Raw genomic sequence first — 22864 nt, 5'->3', positions numbered from 1 at the left:
TTAAATATTCGAAGCGAGTCATCCTTTCTTAATTATACACCTAGGATAAGCCATTTTATAGGAGTTTTCGAAAGTGGGAATGGAAAATGCACAATTAGCTGCATAATCTAAAAAGATTTAAATTGGTCGAGTGTGGCTTGGGAATTTATCGTGCTAGAGGTGGAGGATGCTTTTCATGGGAGGGGCACAATAGAAATCAAAAAACTCTCCCCCTAAAAGCAAGGAAGAGAGTATGTAAAACTTAAGGAACGATATGGCCAGCTGCTTTATAAAGGTCATACCATTCTTTTCTTGTTAAATCGATTTCTGAACCAGCGCAGGCATCTTTTATCCGTTGAGGTGTAGTTGTTCCAAGTACAACTTGAATATTAGCTGGATGGCGTGTAATCCAAGCAGCTGCGATGGCGGTATTGGTAACACTATATTTTTCAGCTAATTCATCGATTTCCTGATTTAATTTCGGAAACTTTTCTAAATCACCTAGAAATGGCCCTGCAAAGAATCCACTTTGGTATGGAGACCACGCTTGGATTGTGATATCTTTTAAACGACAATACTCTAATGTACTGCTATCACGATTGATCGATTGATCTACAGGCATGTTTAAAGCAATGCCAGAATCAATTAATGCAGACTGAGCAACACTAAGCTGCAATTGGTTTACCACTAATTTATGGGATACATAATTTTGAAGTAACTCAATTTGCGCAGGATTGTGATTCGATACCCCAAAATAGCGTACTTTACCACTATTGTGCAATTGATCAAATGCTTCCGCAACTTCTTCTGGCTCCATTAAGGGATCGGGGCGATGTAAGAGCAAAAGATCTAAATAATCGGTTTTTAGTCTTTTTAATATGCCATCAACAGATGCGAGAATATGTTCTTTGGAAAAATCATAATAATTATCTTTACTGTTAATTCCACACTTGCTTTGCAAAAGTATCTTTTCTCTTATACTTGAATTCATTTGGATGGCATCAGCAAATAAGGTCTCACATTCTCCTCCACCATAAATATCCGCGTGGTCAAAGAAATTAATACCTTCCTCCATAGCTGTGCGAATCAACTGTTCAATCTCAGCTTTTGTTCGTTGGTTGATGCGCATATTTCCCATCACAATATTGGAAACGTTTAAACTTGTGCCCTTTATTGGAAAGTATTTCAATTCCTTCTCCTCCTCTACTTTTTCCCGCTTTAACGGGCAGTAATATCCACACTAATGAAGTTTCAATTTATCTATAATCATACAATACCGATTAGGATGCAAGCGGTCAATGTTTATGTTTTTAAATATCGGGTATTAAGAATAGTGTTCAAGTATTTGTTCGTATTATGGAGGATATGGTCGAACTTATGAGGAACTTCACCCATGATATCGGCTCAATCCGAGTATTGGAGTATAATAGATAGATAAGCCGTATTAAGAGAATTGTAGAAACTTTGGTAAAACTATATAATAGAAGACATTACCTTTGTTAGACGTATCTTTATTTGCGCCTGCTTCCAATTTCACAAGATATGTGGACAATCTAAGGAGCTCAATTCAAGAAATATCTTTGATAAGTAGGTGTGTGTGTGGCAAGTTCATAAGAACGCTGGGATTTTTATAACATATACTCCGTTCGTCCACTTCTATCGATCAAAATCCTTCAAGCCATCCAACATTCGTAATGACCGGCTGAAATTTTATAAAACGTCTTAAAAATAATGGTAAAAAATCCGGAGAAGAGTCGTCCAATGCCATTTGTGAAATTATTCACAATAAATCATTTCTTACATTGACATTATATTGATTAAACAGAACATATGTACAAACATCACAAAATAATACTGAAAAATCAGATAATATATTCGGAAACCAATTAGTACAGACTTTTCTAGGATAAAAGGTAAAAAATATTATGGAGGTTTTAAGAAATATGAAAAAGCTAGTATCGATTTCGATGTTCAGCGTTTTGTTACTTATTTTGGCTGCTTGTGGCAATGGTGGCGCTGACAAAGCGGAAGCAGGAAAAATTGTTGTCTCTGGAAAAGAGTTTACGGAGCAGATTATTATAACCCACATGCTGGCAGAATATCTTAAGGCGAATACAGATCTAGAGGTTGAAATAAAAGATGCTCTAGGAGGGGTATTCGTCATTCAAGAGGCAATGAAGAAAGGCGATATTGATCTATACGTTGAATATACCGGGACGGGTTACTTAAATGTTTTGGATCAGGAATACAAACCAGGTATGAGTCCTGATGAAGTGTATGATGAAACGAAAAAAGGGTATGCGGAGGAATTTAACACTAATTGGTTAGAACCACTTGGTTTTAATAACACATATGCTTTGGCAGTAAGAGAGGAATTGGCTAAAGAACTAGATATCAAAACCTATTCTGATTTAGCGGAACATGCATCTGACCTCTCCTTTGGAGCTGATCCCGAGTTCTTTGAAAGAGGAGATGGCTACGATGCCCTCATCGCAGAATATGATACTGAGTTTGCCAAACAAGTCAATATTGACCCAGATTTAATGTATTTAGCGGCAAAAGATGCGGAGATTGATGTGATAACGGCCTTTTCATCCGATGCAAGGATTAAACAATATAATTTGGTCGTTTTAGAAGATGATAAAAAATTCTTCCCACCTTATTATGCTGCGCCGGTTATTCGCCAAGCAGTGTTGGACGCTAATCCTGATCTAGAAGAGACATTAAATAAATTAGCGGACACCTTGGATGATGAGCGTATGCAGGAATTAAATGGTCAAGTCAATCTAGAGAATAAAGAACCAGAGGATGTGGCGGTTGAATTTTTAAAAGAAGAAGGACTAATTGATTAATTAAATAATGCGAGTTGTGTACCAGTAGGGTGCACAACTTTTTCGGGATGGATAGAGTCAGAATAGAGGGGAGACTTATATGATAAAATTCGAAAATGTAAAAAAGCAATATAAAGATGGCTTTGTGGCCATTAAAAATATTAATTTAGAAGTCGAAAAGGGAGAGCTTGTTACATTGATTGGGCCAAGTGGTTGTGGAAAAACAACCACAATGAGAATGATCAATCGTTTAACAGAGCCTTCAGCAGGCAGAATATTAATTAACGGGGAAGATACAGCGAAAGCCGATCCAGTTGAATTACGCAGAAATATTGGCTACGTGATTCAGCAGATTGGTTTGTTCCCACATATGACGATTGAGCAGAATATCTCCCTTGTCCCGAAGTTGAAAAAAGCAGATGTAGAAAAAACAAAAAAACGAGTGGATGAATTATTAGATCTTGTTGGCTTAGATCCGTCTACCTTTAAAAAACGCTATCCATCCGAATTAAGTGGTGGACAGCAACAGAGGATTGGTGTCATCCGGGCTTTAGCAGCGGAACCGGATATTATTTTAATGGATGAGCCATTTAGTGCATTGGATCCGATTAGTCGTGAGCAGCTTCAAGACGATATTGTCAATCTTCAAGAAGAAATTCAAAAGACGATTGTCTTTGTAACACATGATATGGATGAAGCGATTAAAATTGCCAATCGAATTGTCATTATGAAAGATGGAGAAGTTGTTCAAGTAGATACTCCAGAGAGAATTCTAAGACGTCCTGGCAATGATTTTGTCAAAGGATTTATTGGAGAAGAACGCCTAAACCAAGGAATCACGTTGCCGACAGCAAGCGATATGATGTATACAAAAGTCGTAACTGCTTCACCAAACCGAGGCCTTGCCTCCGCTCTTCATATAATGAGAGAAAAACGCGTAGATAATTTATTTATAACAGATAAAGCGAAACAATTTTATGGGGTTGCGACACTTGAATCCTTAAAAGAGAATTATCGAAATGAAGATTTAATTGTCTCCGATATTATGAAGTCAAATGTCAGAACATTAACGCCTGATGCGATTCTAACAGATGTAGCAGAAATATTTACCGAGAGTCATTCGAGTGCTATTCCGGTAGTAGATGATGGGAAGTTGGTTGGACTTGTCACAAGATCAAGTATGATTCGTGGTCTAGCCGATATGAACGGAAATGGAGGGAATGACTGATGGAACTAATTGAAACATTTATTAAAAGAAAAGATGCCATCTGGGTTGCCTTTCAAGAACATCTATTTTTGGCTGGGGTTGCGATGATTATTGCCATCGCCATCGCTGTGCCACTCGGCATTGTTTTGACGAGAAATAAAAAGGTGGCTGAGTTTGTGATTGGGATAGCGGCAGTTATTCAAACCGTTCCCAGCTTAGCGTTGCTAGGCTTCATGCTCCCATTACTAGGAATTGGAAAAGTCCCTGCTATTATTGCTCTAACGCTATATGCCCTTCTACCAATCCTCAGAAACACCTATACTGGGATTATCGGTGTTGATAAGTCCTTGGTTGATGCCGGAAAAGGAATGGGAATGACCTCTAGGCAGATTTTATTTATGGTAGAGCTGCCTTTGACCTTGCCCATTTTAATGGCAGGGATTCGGACAGCAACAGTATTAACCATTGGTGTGGCTGCCTTAGCGACCTTCATCGGTGCAGGTGGTCTAGGTGATTTAATTATCCGTGGATTGAATGTAATGGATAAAAACCTAATTTTATCTGGAGCCATTCCAGCAGCCATTCTAGCGATCGTCTTTGATTTCCTGTTGAAAAAGCTGGAAGACAAGGTAACGCCGAAGGGATTAAAATCGTAACAAAGTAAAGCAGGATCTCAGTGAGGGGAGATCCTGCCTTGCTTTTGCCTAAGTAGAACTTACATCCTTGCACGGATTACAGAGCGCCCCCTCACCAACCAAGCTATTTGCTCAAGATTCCCTGGAAAACGGGTGTCAGTTTTTCTGCTATGCTTATAAAGCCTAAATCTGTCGCATGGGAGCCATCTACCGTTTTTTCATGGCCATTTTCCCCAAGAAGGTCGGTCCCGTCATAAAAGTAAAGATGCTTATCGCCCGCTCTTTGTAAGTCTTGAACAAGTTGTTGTTGGAAAAAACGGCGCTCTAATCGATCTTTTCGTAAGGTGGAGTTCACAATTTCATGGGCATATGGATATTTAGAGATGACCAAAATAGGAATTTCCGAATGAACTTCCCGATACAATTGGATAAATCTTGGCAAGGTTTCTTTATATAAGGCAGTGCTCACACAATTTGGTTCATAGTCTAATACAAGGCAAGCAGGATCTTCGATTTCCCGAATAAGCTTGGCCATATTGGCTTCTCCTTTTCCATTCCCTGAGAAACCAAGATTAATAAACTCTCGATTAAACTTTCTACTTAATATATTCGTGTATGCCATACCTGGACGAGAAGCACAACCTCCTTGAAGAATAGATGTTCCATAGAAAATCAATCTCTTTCCACTTTCATATGCTGGAGGAGGTTGGATGGTTGCTCCAGGTTGAAGGCCGATCGATAATTCTTTCACCCCTTGATAAAGTGGAAAATTGAGGGTGATTAGAACTGAGTCCGCTTCTTGTCTCTCGAATAAGGTTACTTCATATTGCTCTTGAGTATGATCATATTTTGTCACTCCTGCAAAACGCTGTTCCCCTGGTTCTCCTATATAGCAGTCAAATCCACATTGTCCAGTGGCCGGCATATGAAACATGTTGGCTTTTCCTTGTAACTTAACCTTTACAGCTAACTTTCGAGAATTGGTTCGAAAGCGTAACTGGCCTCCTGCCGTACAATTAGCTAAAATATCAACCGCCTCGGTTACTTCATATCTAGGTTGCTTAGGTAGTCTCCGAAATCCTTGTTCCTCCTTAAGCCAAGCAAAACCACTAATTTCAAAAGGAGACTGCTTCGGATCATGCCATTGGAGGGAGCTGCCATATATTGAATTGGCTTTCATATGGTTATCTAATTTTTCGACTTGAATTGTTTGTTTCATTGAAATCACTTCTTTCTAAAAGTCTATTGTTTAATAAATTCTTGATAAAAAATAAAAATCCTGTATTTAAAATGCAAGTTTGCAACGATAATTTATATTGACAGTAGTGCAAAAATGCATTATCCTATATCGAGGAGGAAATATCCACCTATAAATATAATTATGGATCAAATATCCAAATATATCTTTTATAGATTTTCTAAAATGTATTGTGAGGTTTAATTATGAAGGAAATCATACAAAATTTAAAAGGAAGTTTTGTTGTATCATGTCAAGCATTAGAGCATGAGCCCCTTTATGGTTCAAGATTTATGGCACAAATGGCTGTAGCTGTTGTGGAAGGTGGAGCTCAAGCTATACGTGCTAATGGACCAGATGATATAAGGGCAATTAAAGCTAAAGTAAGAGTGCCTATTATTGGTCTCTATAAAAAAGAGTACAGCGGTTGTGAAGTTTATATCACTCCGACAATAAACGAAGTGAAAGCGATTGTTGAGGCTGGAGCAGATATCATTGCTTTTGATGCAACGAACCGTCCGAGACCTGATGGTAAAAATTTGGAGGAGTTTATTGGTTTAATAAAAGAAAGATATCCAGATATCCCTTTAATGGCTGATATTGCCACGCTAGAAGAAGGTATTGTGGCCGCTCATTACAGGGTTGATGTGGTATCGACAACAATGTCAGGGTATACAGGAAATACAAGACATATCAATACTTTCGATCGGAAGCTTCTAAGGGATTTAATACGAACAGTAGATATTCCGATTGCGGCAGAAGGAAGAATATTGACACCAGAAGAGGCAGCATGTTGTATGAAGTCAGGGGCTCATCTTGTCGTAGTTGGAACGGCTATTACAAGACCTCAAGAGATTACTAAACTATTCTATCATAAGTTGTATCCATCACTAAGGAATTAATAGAACCTAAGGCTTTTGAATGGGAATTTCATAATGGGCATTTATTCGTAGAATGGAGGTTAAATCCACGCTTACATAATTTAAATGTGAACTACTCCATCAATATTAAAAAAGATTAGAAGGTGTATATTCATTTTCATTAATCCTATTTTGCAAGCGCTCGCAGATACTGAGAGTTTTTGGAGGTGATATCTACAAGGGTATAGGCAATCTCGAAAAATTGACTAGTAAAACTAAATTACAAGGGGATGTATCCATGAACAAGAAGAATCTGTTTATTTTAATCTTAGTTTCTATGTTATTCTTTGCCGCAGCATGCGGTGGTAAAAAAAATTCTGGTGAGACAAATGTAGGGAATAAAGAGACATTGGAAAATGTGAATAAATCCGGTTTTCCTATTGTAAATGACCCTATCACACTTGATTTTTTTGTTGGAAAGTCTCCAACAAATCAAAAAAGTTTAAAAGATGTAATGGCTTTTAATAATTATGAGGAAATGACAAATATTAACATTAAGTGGCAAGAAGTGCCATCTGATTCAATGGAGGAAAAAAGGAATCTAGCATTAGCAAGTGGGAATCTTCCAGATGCATTTTATGCGGCTGATATTTCTAGTATGGATTTGTTAAAATATGGCGGCCAAGGTACATTTGTAAAATTAAATGATTTAATCGATAATTATGCCCCGAATCTAAAAAAGTTATTGGATGAGAACCCTGATATGAGAAAGGGGATTACATCATCGGATGGAAATATTTATGCTTTTCCAAGAATTATGGATCCGGATTTTCTTTCTATTCGTGTCAATCCTTTGTTATATATTAATCAAAAATCGCTCGATGGTGTTGGAATGAATGTGCCTGAAACAACTGAAGATTTTTATAAATATCTCAGAGCAGTGAAGGAAAATGAAGAAAACTATATAACTCCTTATGGGGGAACAGACATTAATACATTAGTAACGTGGTTAAAAGGCTCCTTTGGTGTGGGAAATAGAGGGTTACAAAACCCGTTGATTGATCAAGATCCGGAAACAAATGAAATGAGGTTTGTCCCAACATTAGAAGGCTATAAGGAGTTGTTACAATATGTGAACAAACTTTATAGCGAGAAGCTGATTGCACAAAATATATTCTCTATTGAATGGAATGCGTATCTTTCTAACGCAGCAGAGGGGCAGTATGCAAGCACGGTTTTTTATAGTCCAGATGAACTGTTTGGTGAGGCAGGCAATGACTTTGTAAGTGGTTTACCGATGGAGGGCCCTAATGGCGAAAGGCAGCATGTAGCTGTTTCAAATCCTATCTTTAACCTAGGTAGTTTCGTTATTACGAGCAAAAATGAAAATCCCGAGGCTACAGTTCGTTGGATTGATCATTTTTATAGTGATGAAGGCTCACGACTGCTTTATATGGGCGTAGAAGATGAATCCTACGAAAAAACAAATGATGGAGAGTATGAGTTTTTAGACAAAATCACGAACGATCCAGAAGGGCTTTCTAAAGAACAAGCCTTAGCAGGTTATGTTGGCTATTTAAATACAGGGGCTCCTGCTAGCCTTGTTAAACAAGAATATTTTAAAGGATCAGAAACATCGGAAATGTCATTGAATGCGGTGGAGAAATTAGAACCCTATGTAATCGAAGATACTTGGCCACAATTTCAGTATACCGAAGAAGAAAATGAAACGATCACATCTATAGGCTTTGATATTCAAAAATATGTAGAAGAAATGAAAGATAAGTTTATCACTGGAGAAGCTTCTTTTGATGAATGGGATAATTATGTAAAAACGATCGAAAAAATGGGCCTTAAAGATTATATGGAAGTCCAAAATAAAGCTTATGAGAGATTTAAAAAGTAGTGGTACCATTTGAATCTGATAAGACATCAAGGTTAGGTTGGTTGAATATTCTATTTGGCCAACCTACATAACGACAATGAAGGAGGGATAAAGTATGGAGGTGAAAAAAGGTCGTGTGAACAATCTAAATATAAATATAAAAGGTGAAAGCAAGTTGCTGCGCTTTAAGAAAGATATATTGATGGATTGGCAGTTGTATGCGCTTTTAACCCCAGCTCTTGCCTATTTTATAATTTTTCATTATGTTCCAATGTATGGAGTGCAAATAGCGTTTAAACAATTTTATGCGAACTTGGGAATTTCAGGCAGTCCATGGATCGGCTTTGACCATTTTAAACGGTTCTTTGATTCGTATTATTTTTGGCGGCTATTAAAAAATACGCTGACCCTAAGTGGCTATGAACTTCTGTTATTCCCATTGCCTATTATGTTTGCACTTTCCTTAAATGAGCTAAAAAACGGAGTTTTTAAAAAATGGGTGCAAACCTTAACATATGCGCCTCATTTTATTTCTGTAGTTGTTGTAGCAGGTATGATCGTGGCCTTTTTGGATCCTATTACTGGTTTAGTAAACCATCTAATTGTGTCACTAGGGGGGCAGCCAGTTGCATTTTTAACGGAATCAGGTTGGTTCCGTCATATCTTCGTATGGTCTGGCCAATGGCAATCACTCGGATGGGGAACGATTATTTATCTTGCAGCATTAGCTGGAGTTAGCCCTGAATTACATGAAGCGGCAAGTGTAGATGGTGCCACAAGATTTCAACGAATTATCCATATCAACATTCCTAGTATTTTACCAACAATCATTGTTTTATTTATTCTAAATATCGGCAGTTTTATGGCTATCGGATTTGAGAAGGTTCTCTTATTGCAAAATTCCTTAAACGCAGAAACCTCCGATATTATCCCAACTTTTGTATATAACGTGGGATTACTAGAGGGGCAGTATAGTTTTGCTTCAGCTGTTGGATTGTTTGAGTCAGTGATCAACATTATTCTCTTGGTAACAGTAAACTATATAGCAAGAAAAGTAAGTGACAACAGCTTATGGTAAGGAGTGAGCAGCATGCAATTGTCAGATAAGGCTTTCGATATTGTAAATAAAATATTTGTTTTAATCGTTACAGCGTTGATCATCTATCCACTCATTTTTGTAGTGAGTGCCTCTATAAGTGATCCAGCAGCTGTAAATACTGGGAAAATGTGGCTATGGCCTGTAGATATTACATTTGAAGGCTTTAAACGAGTGTTTGAAAATAGTGCAATATGGACCGGATATCGTAATACGATTATATTTACTCTGGTAGGTACCTTTATTCACTTAACTGTGTTACTACCGTGTGCTTACGTATTATCTAGAAAAAGAATAAGGGGAAAGAAGTTTATCCTTTGGTTGATATTATTTACTATGCTTTTTAATGGTGGTTTAATCCCTACGTACTTAGTCGTTCAAACATTAGGAATGTTGGATTCTATTTGGGCGATTGTAATTCCTAATGTAATCGGGGCATGGTCTATTCTTGTAGCAAAATCCTTTTTCGAGCAAAGCGTGCCGGAACAACTAGTAGAGGCAGCAAAAATAGACGGAGCTTCAGACTTTTTTATTTTTGGTAAAATTGCCTTACCTCTTTCATTACCTATCATTGCCGTAATGGCTTTATTCCATGCAGTTGGATTATGGAATCAGTATTTTAATGCACTCATTTATTTGTCTGACGAAAAGTTATATCCACTCCAGCTCATATTAAGACAGATTTTAGTCCTTAATGAAGTAAATGCGGAGGGGATTGGGGAAAATGCAGGAATGACAGAATCCTTCATTGAGCAAGCGAAAACAGCCTCATTAGTCAAATATGCGGTCATTATTGTTTCCACCTTACCTTTATTGATTGCCTATCCTTTCGTACAACGCTTTTTTGTACAAGGTGTGTTAATTGGTTCTGTAAAGGAATAATGGTAAAATACAAAAATGTTTAATATGAGGTGTGATCTATTTGAAGAAAATTCCGATTGCCTTACAGATGTATACATTACGAGAAGAATGTGAGCAGGATTTTTTAGGTGCATTTGAACGAGTAGCTAAGCTAGGCTATCATGGCGTTGAATTGGCGGGCTACTATGACATGCCAGTGGAAAAAATTAAACAACCCCTTGATAATCTTGGGTTGCAAGTTGCTGCTAATCATATTCCTCATACGCAACTGCAAACGAATTTACAGCAGATTATTAGAGATCAAAAAGTTTTGGGCTGTAAGTATATAGTTTGTTCACTTCCTGAAGCGGAAGTGAAGAATGAAGACAAACTTAAGACCCATACTTACTTTTTAAATGAGGCTAGTGAAGTTTGTAAACAAGACGGCATTATACTCTGTTATCATAATCATCATTTCGAATTAGAATGTTTGTCAAATGGAAAAACAGCACTGGAAGCGATTATTGAATCTGCTCCATCAGACCATCTGCAAACGGAATTTGATATTTACTGGCTAAAGATGGCGGGAGAAGATCCAGTAGAGTGGTTCAACCGTTATAAGGGAAGAACGCCGCTTGTTCATTTAAAAGATATGACGCCGGATGAAGAACACTATTTTGCTGAACTAGGAACAGGTGGAATTGATGTAGAGGCAGTTCTGAATTTGGGAGAAGAAGCGAATGTACAATGGTGGATTGTGGAACAAGATGAAACACGGCTGAATCCTTATGAAAGTATTGAAATCAGTATGCAATATTTAAAAGAACGGCTTCCTTATATGCGGAATAATGAGTGGAGCTAGCAAGAAATAATGTCTTGCTAGCTTTTTTGGGTGTTTGGGAAATGATAGTATATTGGCTTGTGGAGGAGAACATCGTCTTGGCAGAGCGTCGCCTATAACTGTCCATTTATAAGAACGCTTGCTTGCGTTTCTCTTCCTTTTGTTGGATTATAAAAGGGAATTTTAAAAATTTGAATGAAGGTGTATCGAATTGAAGTTAAATCTCACAACAGAAAGGCTTATCATAACTAATTTTAAAAAAGAGGATTGGAGAGAAGTTTTTGGATATGCATCTAATCCGGAAGTGATGTATTACATGCCCGAAGGTGTTCTGACGGAACGGGAAGCAAAGATGTACGTTAATCAACAAATTGGAGATAAACCAAACAAATATGCAGTCTTATTAAAATCAAATCAAGCCCTGATTGGACATGTGGAGTTTTTTAACTATTTCGGTGAGCACACTTATGAGATAGGTTGGGTACTGCACCCTAAATATCATAATAAAGGGTACACGACAGAGGCTGCAAAGGCATTATTAGCTTATGGATTCAAGGTTTTAAATTTACATCGTATAGTGGCAACATGTCAGCCTGAAAATGTACCTTCATATCGGGTTATGGAAAAAATAGGTATGAGAAGAGAAGCTTTTTTTAAAAAGTGTATACCTGCTGGAGATACATGGTGGGACGAGCTTTACTATGCTATTTTACATGACGAGTATGTCGACAACCTTGGATAGTGCATGTAGAAAAACTGGCCTTCCGGAAAGGAGTACTATTTTGAAACAGGCGGCTCTGGCGAGAGGAACAAAGCCAGACCGCCTAACACAATTCTATTCTCTGTACTTATGTTAGTTCGCTAGGAATTTAGTTGGGTAATAGAGTGAAAAATACTATCATCTTCAATTATATTAGTTTCCATATTATCCCATTAGGACTATTGAAACGAATATGTAAACGCTTTATAATTAATTATAAAGATTTAATCCGCTATTTTTAAATATGCTGGAGGTTTAATTCACCTATATTGTTATAAAAAAATATAGAAGGGGGTCTTTGGAATAGAGAAATAGGAATGAACTGTAAAGGATTAAAGTGAAATAAGGAGGAGGAACAATGGTGTTCTTAAAAGAGGCTATAGGCCTTGTTGTAATCTCTTTAATGATGTTATGGATAAGCCCAAGCATACAAGCTGCTGATAATGAGGTAGGTTTTAAAAACCTTGCGAGTGGTTTAAGTTATGAATGGTCGGAAGAGCCCGAAAGCTCATATCCAGATAACGAGAATAAGCTTACAGATGGAGTATACGGAGAATTAGATAAATCTGATCCTGCTTGGGTAGGACATTTGCAAAAGAAAACGAGGGAAGTTGTATTTGATTTAGGGGAAAAAAAGTCAATTGCAAGTATTAAAGCTCATTTTTTGCAAGATTATCCCACATCCTCGATTCTTGTACCATTAACCGTTTCGTTTTATGTTTCCAATGATAAAGAAAATTGGGGAACATTGTCACATAACGCGACTCAGCTTCTTTGGGGAGCGGGACCGCCAAGAGATGAGCAGTTTATTTGGGATGGAAGTAAAGACGGGATAAAAAATGGTGATTGGAATGGAACCATGGCATATGCGCGTTATGTGAAGGTGACATTTTCTATGCATCCAACACACTGGAGTTTTATTGACGAAATTGAAATTTGGGGGGCTGAAGGGAAACTCGAGGGTGCACAAACAGTGCCGCCAGAACAACCCGCATACTTGCAACCAGGAGAAGAGACTGCTGGGATTGAAAATTTAGTATTGCTCTATAATGGCCATTATCCTGACGGAAAAGGGGATTGGTCGAAGGAGCGAATTCTCCCCAATATTAGCTATATAGACCAAGAAGGGGAACCACAGGATTGGTTTCATGATGGAGTGCTATATCTTGGTTTACATTCCCCTAAAGGTGGAAATTTCGGCGGGCAGTCCAATCCAGGAGCCGATCTAGACGATTGGAAATGGTATTTAAATAAAACTTTTGCAGCCGAAGGCGATTTACAGCAGTTAAATGAAGCGGCTAAAGAAGCTGGAATAAAACTGAATGAGCCTGACCATAAAGTAAAGGTTGTGCTAATGATCCCGGACCCGGGAGAATCATTGACAGATTTTGGCGATGTAGATGGTGATGGCATCTCTGAAAATTTCAATGCAGGGGAAGTTGGTAAAGAACTGGCATTAGCCAACCGCAAAAAGGTTGTGAAATGGTGGATCGAAGAAGTCATACAGAGATGGCAGGCGGAAGACTTTTCTCAACTAAATCTTGCTGGATTGTATTGGTTGGAAGAACAAATTAGTACAAGCAATACAGGACCAGATTTACTGAAGCATACGAGTGATATTGTACATGATCAAGATTTAAAACTGTTTTGGATTCCTCACTTTTTATCTCATAGAAGCCATATTTGGGAGGATGTAGGGATAGATGCAACCGCTCTGCAGCCTAATTATTTCTTTGAAGAGTTGGAACCAGACCGTTTGGAAGATGCCGCCAATACCGCTAAGCAATTTGGTATGGGAGTGGAAATTGAATTTGATGATCGGATGCTATCAGATGGGATATTCCGACAACGCTTTATTGAATACTTAAACAGCGGAGTGAAGTTTGGTTATATGGAAAATAGCTTTAAAGCCTTTTATCAAGGTAATAACGCGATATATGATACCGCTGTGAGTAAAGATCCTGCTACACGCATTTTATATGACTGGCTTTATCAGTTTTCAAATGGAACCTATGAGATCAATGAAGAACCTGCACCAGAAGCAAAGGTTAAAATAAATGGAGAGCCACTTCAAGATGGAGTCATTGTACCAGACTCTGAATCTATTCAATTCACATGGAAAGTGGAGAGTGAAGGACCCGTTAAGGTCACTGCTTTATTTGATGGAAAAGCATATGAAGAAGGCGAGTGGATAGACTTAGCTGGTATGCCAGGTAAGCACGAACTGGTTGTAACAGCGTCAGCTGGGAAGGTGAAAAAAGATACTTACCTCATTGAGGTGTCTACGAGTGCCGCTGATATGAATGTGCTTGTTGACCGATTACATGAAGCTGGTGAATTTAAAAACTATGGAGCAGCACGCGCTTTACAGGTCCATTTGGAATCTGTAGAACATTTCGAAAAGAAGGGTTCGGCTGAAAAGGTAGCTAAACACTTAAAAGGCTTCAATATTTTACTTGAAAACCAAATGAAACAGCAACATATTTCAGAGTCAGCCCATCGAGTTTTGAGGGAAGATCTCTATTACTTAATAGGGAGCGTAGCGCTAAATAAAGAGGTAGAGTCATCCTCAATAGAAGGAGGGAACCTCAATTACACCGCTGATAAAGCTGTAGATGGCTATATTTCTTCACGTTGGGCTAGTGATTATGTAGATAATGCTTGGTTTTTAGTCGATTTAGGGAAAATTGAGCAAATGGACACGGTCAAAATTGATTGGGAAAATGCCTACGCAAAAAGATATAAGATATTAGTATCGAATGATAAAGAACATTGGGAAAATATTAAGAAAGACAACGGAGGGATTATAGAAGGAAATGGAGGAAAGGAAGTCATTCACTTTGATAAAGTGAATGCACGCTATGTTAAGTTTGAAGGAGTAGAAAGGGCAACGGGTTACGGATATTCATTCTATGAATTTGGCGTATACAATATTGGTAATTGATAAATGGAATATAAAATAGTTTGATCTTATACAGCAGAGAATCTGTTTCAGAAGGTGCCTTGTTCCTCTTCCAATTATTTATTACTGGATGAGGTACCAGGCACCTTGTTTCAACAAATAGGAGGAGTTCGATGGTTACGAAAAAAATTGCTTTATTGCTTATGTCGCTCTCTCTGTTTGCCATTTCTTCCGTTTTTGTTCAATCTAAGGAAGCGAAGGCATTGTCAAAGAATTTGGCCTTGAATAAACCTGTCACTGCTTCAGGAAATGAAGTGGAATGGTTAATTCCGGAAAATGCAGTGGATGGGGATGCGAAAACAAGATGGTCATCTGTGGCAGACGATGATCAGTGGTTATATGTGGACTTAGGCAAAAAGAGGAAGATAGCTCGTGTTGTCATTGATTGGCAGACTCCGGCCGAGACATATACAATCTTGATTTCTAACGATAAGGAAAACTGGGTAAATGTTGTAGAAGATGATGGCATTCTAACGGCTGCTGCAAATGGTAAAGATACTGTGGAATTTGACCAAACCGAAGCTCGATATGTGAAATTTCAAGGGGTAGAAAGGAGAGCAGTGGAAGGGGTTTTATATGGATATTCCATTGCTGAGTTTGAAGTTTATGAAGATAGGGATTTTTTGCCTATTATAATGGATGAACTTCGCGAGAACATTGAAATAAAAAAGGGACAGAAAAGAGTCAAACTACCTTTTGTACGTAAAGGATATAAAGCATCACTTATTGGGAGTGACCGAGTGCAGGTGATTGATAACCAAGGAAACATCAAGATGCCTTTAGTAAATGCGCAAGCTCAACTTCTTGTTCGAGCGGAAAGTAAGAGTGATCCCGATGAGTATGTGATTGACAATATTCTAGTGGATGTTCCCGGACAACATTCACAAACAGAGGATCTAAATCCTGAACCAGATGTCATCCCTTCGATACGTGAGTGGTTAGGGGGAAAGGGGGACTTAACTTTAACAAATTCATCTAAAATTATTGTAAATCCAAAGGATCAACAGCATTTACAAAAAGTGGCTGAAATAACACAAAGTGACGTTAAAGCTGCTACAGATTTAATGTTAGATATTGCCTATGGTACACCTGAGTCAGGAGACATTTACCTTTCAATAGATGATTCATTGAGTGATCTCGGTGAAGAGGGGTATATGATGGAGATAAATGATTATATTTCTATGACATCTGTTGACCCTCAAGGGGTATTCTATGGGACAAGAACTCTACTTCAAATCATCATGCAAGATGATTCCTATTATATCCCTAAAGGGCTGATAAGAGATTATCCCAAGTACACGGATCGAGGCTTTATGCTTGATGTTGCTCGGAAGTTTTATACCATTGATTTTTTAAGGGATTATATAAAGCAAATGTCCTTTTATAAAATGAATCGCCTTCAAATTCACTTAAATGATAATGTTGGAACGCCATTCCCTAATGGTAAAAAATCCGCATTTCGTTTGGAAAGTGAGAAATATCCTGGTTTAGCAAGTGAAGATGGTTACTACACGAAAGAGGAATTTAGAGAACTTCAACAACTTGGAATGGAATATGGGATTAATGTTGTCCCAGAGATCGATACACCAGGCCATTCTGGAGCATTTGTTGATTTTGATCCGTCATTAGGTAAGGATGGAGAATTAGATATCACGAAACCAGAAACAGTAAATTTTGTGAAAGAATTATTTAATGAATATATAGACGGGGATCATCCTACCTTCATAGGGCCTGATGTGCATATTGGTACTGATGAATATTGGGGTGGTAATGTAGAAATATTTCGGAAATATACGGATACCCTTATAAAGCATATAAATAGTAAAGGTAAACATCCACGTCTATGGGGTGGTTTGACGATGTATGATGGGGATACTTCCATTAGCAATGATGCGACAATGGATATTTGGTATGTACCTTATGGTGGTCCCCAGCAAGCAATCGATCTTGGGTACGATATAGTGAATGTGAATACAAACCAATTATATATTGTACCTCAATTATATCAGGATTATTTAAATGTTGGATACTTTTATGAAAGCTGGGAGCCGAATCAATGGGACGATACTGTATTGCCATTTGGTCATCCTAAGCTGAAAGGGGCAATGTTTGCCTTTTGGAATGATGTATCTGTGGAAAAAGGCTTGTCAATGGCGGATTCACATCATCGAATTTTGCCGGCTATGCAAGTTTTAACAGAAAAAATGTGGTCAGGTATGAAAGGGGATAGAAGTTTTCACCAATTTGAGGATTATGCAGCACAAATTGGTGATGCCCCGAATGTCCATTTATCCCATGAAATGGAGACGAAGGAGAAAAATGGGGAAGTTCTTCATTATCTTTTTGAAGGAAATCTAAAGGATTCAACAGAAAATGGTTTTGATGCCAACGGTAAAAATGTTGAATATACTGATGGAATTTTCGGACAAGGGATGAGGGTGAATGGTGGCAAAAGTTATATTCAAACACCGTTACGATCTTTGGGATTTAATTGGACTTTATCCATGTGGATAAAACCGGATAAAGATAATCCAAATGACGCTGTACTGATGGAGTCACCGGAAGGACAACTAAAATTGACTCAGGGAGAAACTGAAAAACTTGGTTTTTCAAAAGAAGGTTACGATAGTGTGTTTGATTATAAAATGTCTCCTGAACAATGGACACATCTATTATTAACAGGAGATAGCGAGGGGACGACACTTTTTGTTAATGGCAGCGAATACACGCAAAGTCTGAATAAAGTCGGAGGAAAGCTCGAAACCTTCATTTTACCTCTCGAAATAATCGGGGGACGGTCAAATGGATTTAAGGGTGTAATAGATAATGTAAAAATCTATAACACTACTTTTAATTTACACGGAAATCTAGCCTTAAATAAAATGGCCGAATCATCACAACCTGAAGCTTCTACGTATACTCCAGATAAAGCAGTAGATGGAAAAGGGGATACTAGATGGTCCAGTGAATATGTAGACGATGCCTGGTTCTTAGTAGACCTTGATGAAGTAACGAAGATTGATAAAGTTACAATTAACTGGCAAACGGCTTACGGTAAAAAATACAAAATTCTCGTCTCGGAGGATAAGGAACAATGGACGAATGTAACACAAGAAAATGATGGGATTATTATGGGGAAAGGGGGACGAGAAGAGATTTCTTTTGATCCCATAAAAGCGCGATATGTGAAATTTCAAGGGATAGAAAGAGAGACAATTTTTGGTTATTCTTTCTCAGAATTTGAAGTGTTTAACAGTGAAAATAAGATTGGTAATAAATCAGCCATAAAAAATCGAATGGTACAAATTCAGGACGAAAACCTGAATAAGGACAAATATACAGAAGAAAGCTGGCAGGCATTATATGAAGCTTTGCAAGCAACAGAAAAAACGCTGAATAAAGTGGATGCTACGCAAGCAGAGCTTGATCAACAATTATCCGATTTAAATACAGCTCACAAAGGACTGAAGTATAAATCTCCGATCACCGCTACTAGTATGATCGAACGTGTAGAGCTCCTCCATAAAGAAGGTCATTTTAAAAGTGAAGACGCCGTTCAATCTTTAACGATTCACTTATCCTCCGTACATCATTATGAAGAAAAAATGTTGGTGGATAAAGTGATCAAACATATGAAAGGATTTCAAATATTATTGAAGCATCAGAAGGACAGCGAGTTGGTTTCCGAAGAAGCCTATCAATTACTAAAAAGAGATGCTGATGAGTTACTAGACAAGTGACGAATCATTTCGATCAATAAAACAGGATTAAAATATGACAGGCAGTTAAAAAGACAGAAAATGTCCTTTCAACTGCTTGCTATTATGTTGATCTGTATTGCTGTTTGTTATTGATTGTATAACAAATATTCTAATTATCAATTCTAAGTATCATCTTTACAAAAGCTCTGAGTAAATCTAAAATGGAGTTATAATCCTATATATCTAATGGGAGTGGAATAATTCTCTATTTTCCTTAACTTTCTTTTTATATAGAAAATAAGTAAAAGCAGGGGGATAAGATGAATAAATTAAATCATTCGATTAGTCCAGACGTCATGATAGCAAGTATTTACAAATCATTGACCAAATCTGAACAAAAGGTAGCCGATATAGTAAAAGGTCATTTGAAAGAATCAGTCTATTGGTCAGTATCCGATCTTGCAGAACATGCAGATGTTGGTGAGACGACAGTTATTCGTTTTTGTAGAAAACTTGGATACAAGGGATATCAAGACTTTAAATTATCTTTGGCCCAAAGTGAGGCAGTTTCAAATCAAAAACAGCAAGGAGAATTGGAAGAAACTGATAGTATTGATTTCTTAGCCCGTAAGGTAACACTAGATAATAGCGAAACTTTACAAAGTACATTGAAACTTATACAAACTGAGCATATTGAAGAGGCGTCGAAAGCAATAATAAATGGAAGGAAAATTTATTTCTTTGGTGTAGGTGCGTCGGGAATTATGGCACAGCAAGCATATTATCGCTTTATGAGACTAGGATTTAACGTCCAATTCGCTACAGATTCTCATATTATCTCTATGAATTGTGCTATGGCTGAAAAAAGAGATGTAGTGGTTGGAATTAGTACTTCGGGCAGTACAAAAGATGTTGTTGATGCCATAGAAATTGCAAAGGAGAATGGAGCCTATGTCATATGTATTACGAATTACATTAAATCGCCCATTACAAAGTTTGCGCAAGTTGTTTTACTGACTTCAGCTAATGAAGGGCCTTTACACGGAGGTGCCTTTTCATCTCTTATCTCCCAAATGCATATTTTAGATATTTTAACAAGGTATATAGAGACTCAACGAAAAGAACCTTCTATGGAAGCCTTAAAAAAGACAGCAAAATCAGTGTCAGATAAATTATATTAAATCCATAAATTTTTACGCTTTAATCAAGCTAGTATTGATGGGATTTATTGTTCATTTTCCTTTTTTAATTGAGATTTTTTATGAAGTGATAAAAATGGCATCTTGCTTTTAGAATAAAAATAAATCATAGGATTCCGAGGACAGAAGGAGAGACGGATGGTTAAACAAGAATTATCAGCGGATATCGTTATTGTCGGTGGAAGTTTAGGTGGTTGTGCAGCCGCTTTGGCGGCGTGCAAATTGGGATGTAGAGTTATCATGACAGAGGAGACGAAATGGATTGGCGGTCAGCTGACAAACCAAGCTGTACCACCAGATGAACATCGTTGGATTGAACAGTTTGGGTGTACACGTAGTTATCGCAGCTTTCGAGGAAATGTGCGCCAGTATTATCGCCATCATTTTCCGTTAAGTGAAGAGGCAAGAAAAATGCCCATTTTGAATCCTGGAAATGCGAGTGTGAGTCGCGTTTCACATGAACCACGGGTAGCGCTAGCTGTTCTTCGGGATATGCTATCACCATATCTTCATAGTGGGAAACTGACGATTATGGAAGAAACAAAGATAAAGTCTGCGGAAACAGCTGGAGATACTGTGTCGGCAATAGAGGTTGAGAACACATACACTAGCAAGAACTTTGTACTTACTGCTGATTATTTTTTAGATGCAACGGATATGGGGGATGTTTTACCGCTGGCTGGGGTTGAGTATGTGACAGGTGCTGAATCTCAAAAGGAAACTGGTGAACCCCATGCTTTAGTGGGAGAGGCTGATCCAATGGATATGCAAGCTATTACTCACTGCTTTGCTATCGATTATATGGAGGGAGAAGATTTCACGATTCCCAAGCCAAAAGCTTATGATTTTTGGCAGCAATATCAGGCTTCGTTTTGGCCGAATAAACAGCTTAATTGGACAGGTGTGAGTCCCATTACTTTAGATCCGATTACATATGGATTTTTTAAAGAAGAGGACAAGTTCTCTCTCTGGGAATACCGAAGATTAATTGATCAATCTAATTTTTCGGAAGGTCTGTATGACAGTGATATCTCCCTTATTAATTGGCCGCAAAATGATTATTGGCTAGGTCCGATTATTGATGTAAGTGAGGAAGAGAGGAAAAAGCATACGGAAGGTGCCAAACAACTGAGCCTGTCACTACTATATTGGATGCAAACGGAGGCACCTCGTCCTGACGGGAAACAAGGTTATCCAGGGTTGCGTTTACGACCAGATGTAGTGGGAACTGAAGATGGATTAGCGATGTTTCCTTATATACGAGAATCACGAAGAATCAAGGCGGAGTTTACCGTTCTTGAACAGCATATTAGCACAGCTGTAAGGGATGAGGACGATGCAGAGGTTTTTAAGGATAGTGTCGGAATTGGCAGTTATCGTATCGATCTCCATCCGAGTACAGGACTTCGTTCCTTTATTGATATTTCTAGTCTTCCATTTCAAATTCCACTAGGAAGCCTTATTCCTGTTAGAATCAACAATTTGTTACCGGCCTGTAAGAATTTAGGCGTCACTCATATTACCAATGGATGTTATCGCTTGCATCCCGTTGAGTGGAATATTGGAGAAGTGAGTGGATATTTGGCCGCTTATTGTTTGAAAAATCATCTAATACCCCGTCAAGTACGAAATGATGAAAAGTTATTAAATGACTTTCAGATGTTCCTCGTGCGTGAGGGGATTGAACTTAAATGGCCGACCATTGGTTCTGTATGACGATTGATTTGCCGCTACTTAAAATATGAAGACATACTAAGCCTCTCAACTCGTAATCTATTGACGTGTGGGAGGCTAAAGGGAGAGGGGAAACTTGCAAAAGGAAGATTTTGAAACAATCTCTAAAAATAAGACCAACTTTCATTTTGACCATGATTATTTTATTAATCCACAGCCATTTGAGTCGATTATCTTATATCAAATTGGTGATTTAAGTTGCAAAGGGGGATATGTCATTCGTGAGCATAAGCAACTTTGTTATGAAATTAGCTATATTGTTTCTGGGACAGGAGTTTTTACAGTGAATAAGAAGAGTTATCCGGTCCGAGAGGGAGATATTATTTTAAATGTACCGGAACAGATTCATAGTGGTAAAGCGGATGAAATGGATCCATTCCGCTTTTTTTATATGGGATTTGGTTTTCCGAAAGGAATGGATGAAAATGATCCGCTTTTTCTTATTAAAAAGATGTTTGATAAGGAACAACAATCTATAGTACGAGATCATCTTAGTATTGACCTTCCTTTTATTCATATTTTTAAAGAATTGATTAGTTTAGATCAATATTCTACCCATATGCTGGGGATGTATTTGCGGCAAATTATCGTCATGATCTATCGGAATTTCCAGAAGAGCTTTTCTATTGATTATGATCCTCATGTGAACACCAATAAGACGGAACAAATTATCTATCGGATGATCAATTATGTCGATTCCAATCTTCTTCAAATTGGTGATCTTAAAGAGATTGCAGGTCAACTACACTATAATTATTCGTATCTGTCTCGTGTATTTGCAAAAGAAATGGGGATAACGATTCAAGAGTATTATAACCGTAAACGATTTGATAAGGCCGTTGAGTGGCTGAAAAGCGGAGACTGGAATGTGACACAGGTAGCAGAAAAACTTCAATATCAATCCATTCATTCATTCAGCAAGGCCTTTCGAAAAAACTTTGGTGTATCTCCAACCGAATACCAAGCTTTATTAGGAAGTGCAAAAAAGGAACAATACAACATCAAAAAGGGATAAACATTTCATGACAGAGCTTTGTTATGATAGAAATACCGTACAGATAGATGGAAGGATAATAATATTGTATACAAACAAGGTG

The 22864-nt window shown here is 37.8% G+C and carries 16 protein-coding genes; 14 read left to right on the top strand and 2 right to left on the bottom strand.

What is annotated here, in order from left to right:
* Window positions 1-241: 241 nt before the first annotated feature.
* The gene (locus IPU53_RS01765; protein WP_207446828.1) at window positions 242-1168 is read right to left on the bottom strand and encodes an aldo/keto reductase; all 927 of its coding nucleotides are present in this window, start codon (window positions 1166-1168) and stop codon (window positions 242-244) included.
* A 754-nt stretch (window positions 1169-1922) separates the two neighbouring features.
* Between IPU53_RS01765 and IPU53_RS01760 the strand changes: the two genes are divergently transcribed.
* From IPU53_RS01760 to IPU53_RS01750, 3 genes are all read left to right on the top strand, one after another.
* Window positions 1923-2831 carry a glycine betaine ABC transporter substrate-binding protein gene (locus IPU53_RS01760; RefSeq protein WP_207446826.1) on the top strand — a complete coding sequence of 303 codons (909 nt, stop codon included), beginning with the start codon at window positions 1923-1925 and terminating at the stop codon, window positions 2829-2831.
* 79 nt (window positions 2832-2910) lie between these two features.
* The gene (locus IPU53_RS01755) at window positions 2911-4038 is read left to right on the top strand and encodes an ABC transporter ATP-binding protein (RefSeq protein WP_207446824.1); all 1128 of its coding nucleotides are present in this window, start codon (window positions 2911-2913) and stop codon (window positions 4036-4038) included.
* Window positions 4038-4673 (top strand): ABC transporter permease, encoded by a 636-nt coding sequence (locus IPU53_RS01750; protein WP_207446822.1) that lies wholly within the window; start codon window positions 4038-4040, stop codon window positions 4671-4673. Before IPU53_RS01755 ends, IPU53_RS01750 begins: the two co-directional genes overlap by 1 nt.
* A 103-nt stretch (window positions 4674-4776) precedes the next feature.
* On the opposite strand, the gene IPU53_RS01745 is transcribed toward IPU53_RS01750, so the two are convergent.
* On the bottom strand, window positions 4777-5871 hold the full coding sequence (locus IPU53_RS01745; protein WP_242697988.1) for an SGNH/GDSL hydrolase family protein: 1095 nt from the start codon (window positions 5869-5871) through the stop codon (window positions 4777-4779).
* Window positions 5872-6095: 224 nt separating this feature from the next.
* Between IPU53_RS01745 and IPU53_RS01740 the strand changes: the two genes are divergently transcribed.
* The 11 genes from IPU53_RS01740 (at window position 6096) to IPU53_RS01690 (ending at window position 22782) form a co-directional block, all read left to right on the top strand.
* Window positions 6096-6791 carry an N-acetylmannosamine-6-phosphate 2-epimerase gene (locus IPU53_RS01740; RefSeq protein WP_207446820.1) on the top strand — a complete coding sequence of 232 codons (696 nt, stop codon included), beginning with the start codon at window positions 6096-6098 and terminating at the stop codon, window positions 6789-6791.
* A 256-nt stretch (window positions 6792-7047) separates the two neighbouring features.
* A complete protein-coding gene (locus IPU53_RS01735; protein ID WP_207446817.1) occupies window positions 7048-8655 on the top strand; it encodes an extracellular solute-binding protein in 1608 nt (535 codons plus the stop codon).
* 181 nt (window positions 8656-8836) lie between these two features.
* Window positions 8837-9712, top strand: coding sequence for an ABC transporter permease (locus IPU53_RS01730; RefSeq protein ID WP_242698005.1), 876 nt, complete (start codon window positions 8837-8839; stop codon window positions 9710-9712).
* Window positions 9713-9715: 3 nt separating this feature from the next.
* Window positions 9716-10612 (top strand): carbohydrate ABC transporter permease, encoded by an 897-nt coding sequence (locus IPU53_RS01725; protein ID WP_207446813.1) that lies wholly within the window; start codon window positions 9716-9718, stop codon window positions 10610-10612.
* A gap of 40 nt (window positions 10613-10652) precedes the next feature.
* Window positions 10653-11432, top strand: a complete 780-nt coding sequence (locus tag IPU53_RS01720) for a sugar phosphate isomerase/epimerase family protein (protein ID WP_207446811.1) — start codon at window positions 10653-10655, stop codon at window positions 11430-11432.
* Window positions 11433-11622: 190 nt separating this feature from the next.
* Complete coding sequence (locus tag IPU53_RS01715; RefSeq protein WP_207446808.1) at window positions 11623-12153, top strand: GNAT family N-acetyltransferase; 531 nt, start codon at window positions 11623-11625, stop codon at window positions 12151-12153.
* 376 nt (window positions 12154-12529) lie between these two features.
* Window positions 12530-15115, top strand: coding sequence for a DUF4855 domain-containing protein (locus IPU53_RS01710; protein WP_207446806.1), 2586 nt, complete (start codon window positions 12530-12532; stop codon window positions 15113-15115).
* Window positions 15116-15246: 131 nt separating this feature from the next.
* Entirely contained in the window at window positions 15247-18873 is a 3627-nt protein-coding gene (locus IPU53_RS01705) for a discoidin domain-containing protein (protein WP_207446804.1), read from the top strand.
* Window positions 18874-19154: 281 nt separating this feature from the next.
* Entirely contained in the window at window positions 19155-20015 is an 861-nt protein-coding gene (locus IPU53_RS01700; protein WP_207446802.1) for a MurR/RpiR family transcriptional regulator, read from the top strand.
* A gap of 156 nt (window positions 20016-20171) precedes the next feature.
* On the top strand, window positions 20172-21749 hold the full coding sequence (locus IPU53_RS01695) for an FAD-dependent oxidoreductase (RefSeq protein ID WP_207446799.1): 1578 nt from the start codon (window positions 20172-20174) through the stop codon (window positions 21747-21749).
* A gap of 94 nt (window positions 21750-21843) precedes the next feature.
* Window positions 21844-22782, top strand: a complete 939-nt coding sequence (locus IPU53_RS01690; RefSeq protein WP_207446797.1) for an AraC family transcriptional regulator — start codon at window positions 21844-21846, stop codon at window positions 22780-22782.
* Window positions 22783-22864 lie beyond the last annotated feature (82 nt).

It is taken from the genome of Bacillus sp. SD088 (genome assembly GCF_017355205.1).
Classification (GTDB): domain Bacteria; phylum Bacillota; class Bacilli; order Bacillales; family Bacillaceae_C; genus Lederbergia.
This window is presented reverse-complemented; position numbering and strand designations above follow the sequence as displayed.

Coding starts and splice junctions, on each gene's coding strand:
- IPU53_RS01760 (WP_207446826.1), top strand. CDS start 1,923: ATGAAAAAGCTAGTATCGATTTCGATGTTCAGCGTTTTGTTACTTATT.
- IPU53_RS01755 (WP_207446824.1), top strand. CDS start 2,911: ATGATAAAATTCGAAAATGTAAAAAAGCAATATAAAGATGGCTTTGTG.
- IPU53_RS01750 (WP_207446822.1), top strand. CDS start 4,038: ATGGAACTAATTGAAACATTTATTAAAAGAAAAGATGCCATCTGGGTT.
- IPU53_RS01745 (WP_242697988.1), bottom strand. CDS start 5,871: ATGAAACAAACAATTCAAGTCGAAAAATTAGATAACCATATGAAAGCC.
- IPU53_RS01740 (WP_207446820.1), top strand. CDS start 6,096: ATGAAGGAAATCATACAAAATTTAAAAGGAAGTTTTGTTGTATCATGT.
- IPU53_RS01735 (WP_207446817.1), top strand. CDS start 7,048: ATGAACAAGAAGAATCTGTTTATTTTAATCTTAGTTTCTATGTTATTC.
- IPU53_RS01730 (WP_242698005.1), top strand. CDS start 8,837: ATGGATTGGCAGTTGTATGCGCTTTTAACCCCAGCTCTTGCCTATTTT.
- IPU53_RS01710 (WP_207446806.1), top strand. CDS start 12,530: ATGGTGTTCTTAAAAGAGGCTATAGGCCTTGTTGTAATCTCTTTAATG.
- IPU53_RS01705 (WP_207446804.1), top strand. CDS start 15,247: ATGGTTACGAAAAAAATTGCTTTATTGCTTATGTCGCTCTCTCTGTTT.
- IPU53_RS01700 (WP_207446802.1), top strand. CDS start 19,155: ATGAATAAATTAAATCATTCGATTAGTCCAGACGTCATGATAGCAAGT.
- IPU53_RS01695 (WP_207446799.1), top strand. CDS start 20,172: ATGGTTAAACAAGAATTATCAGCGGATATCGTTATTGTCGGTGGAAGT.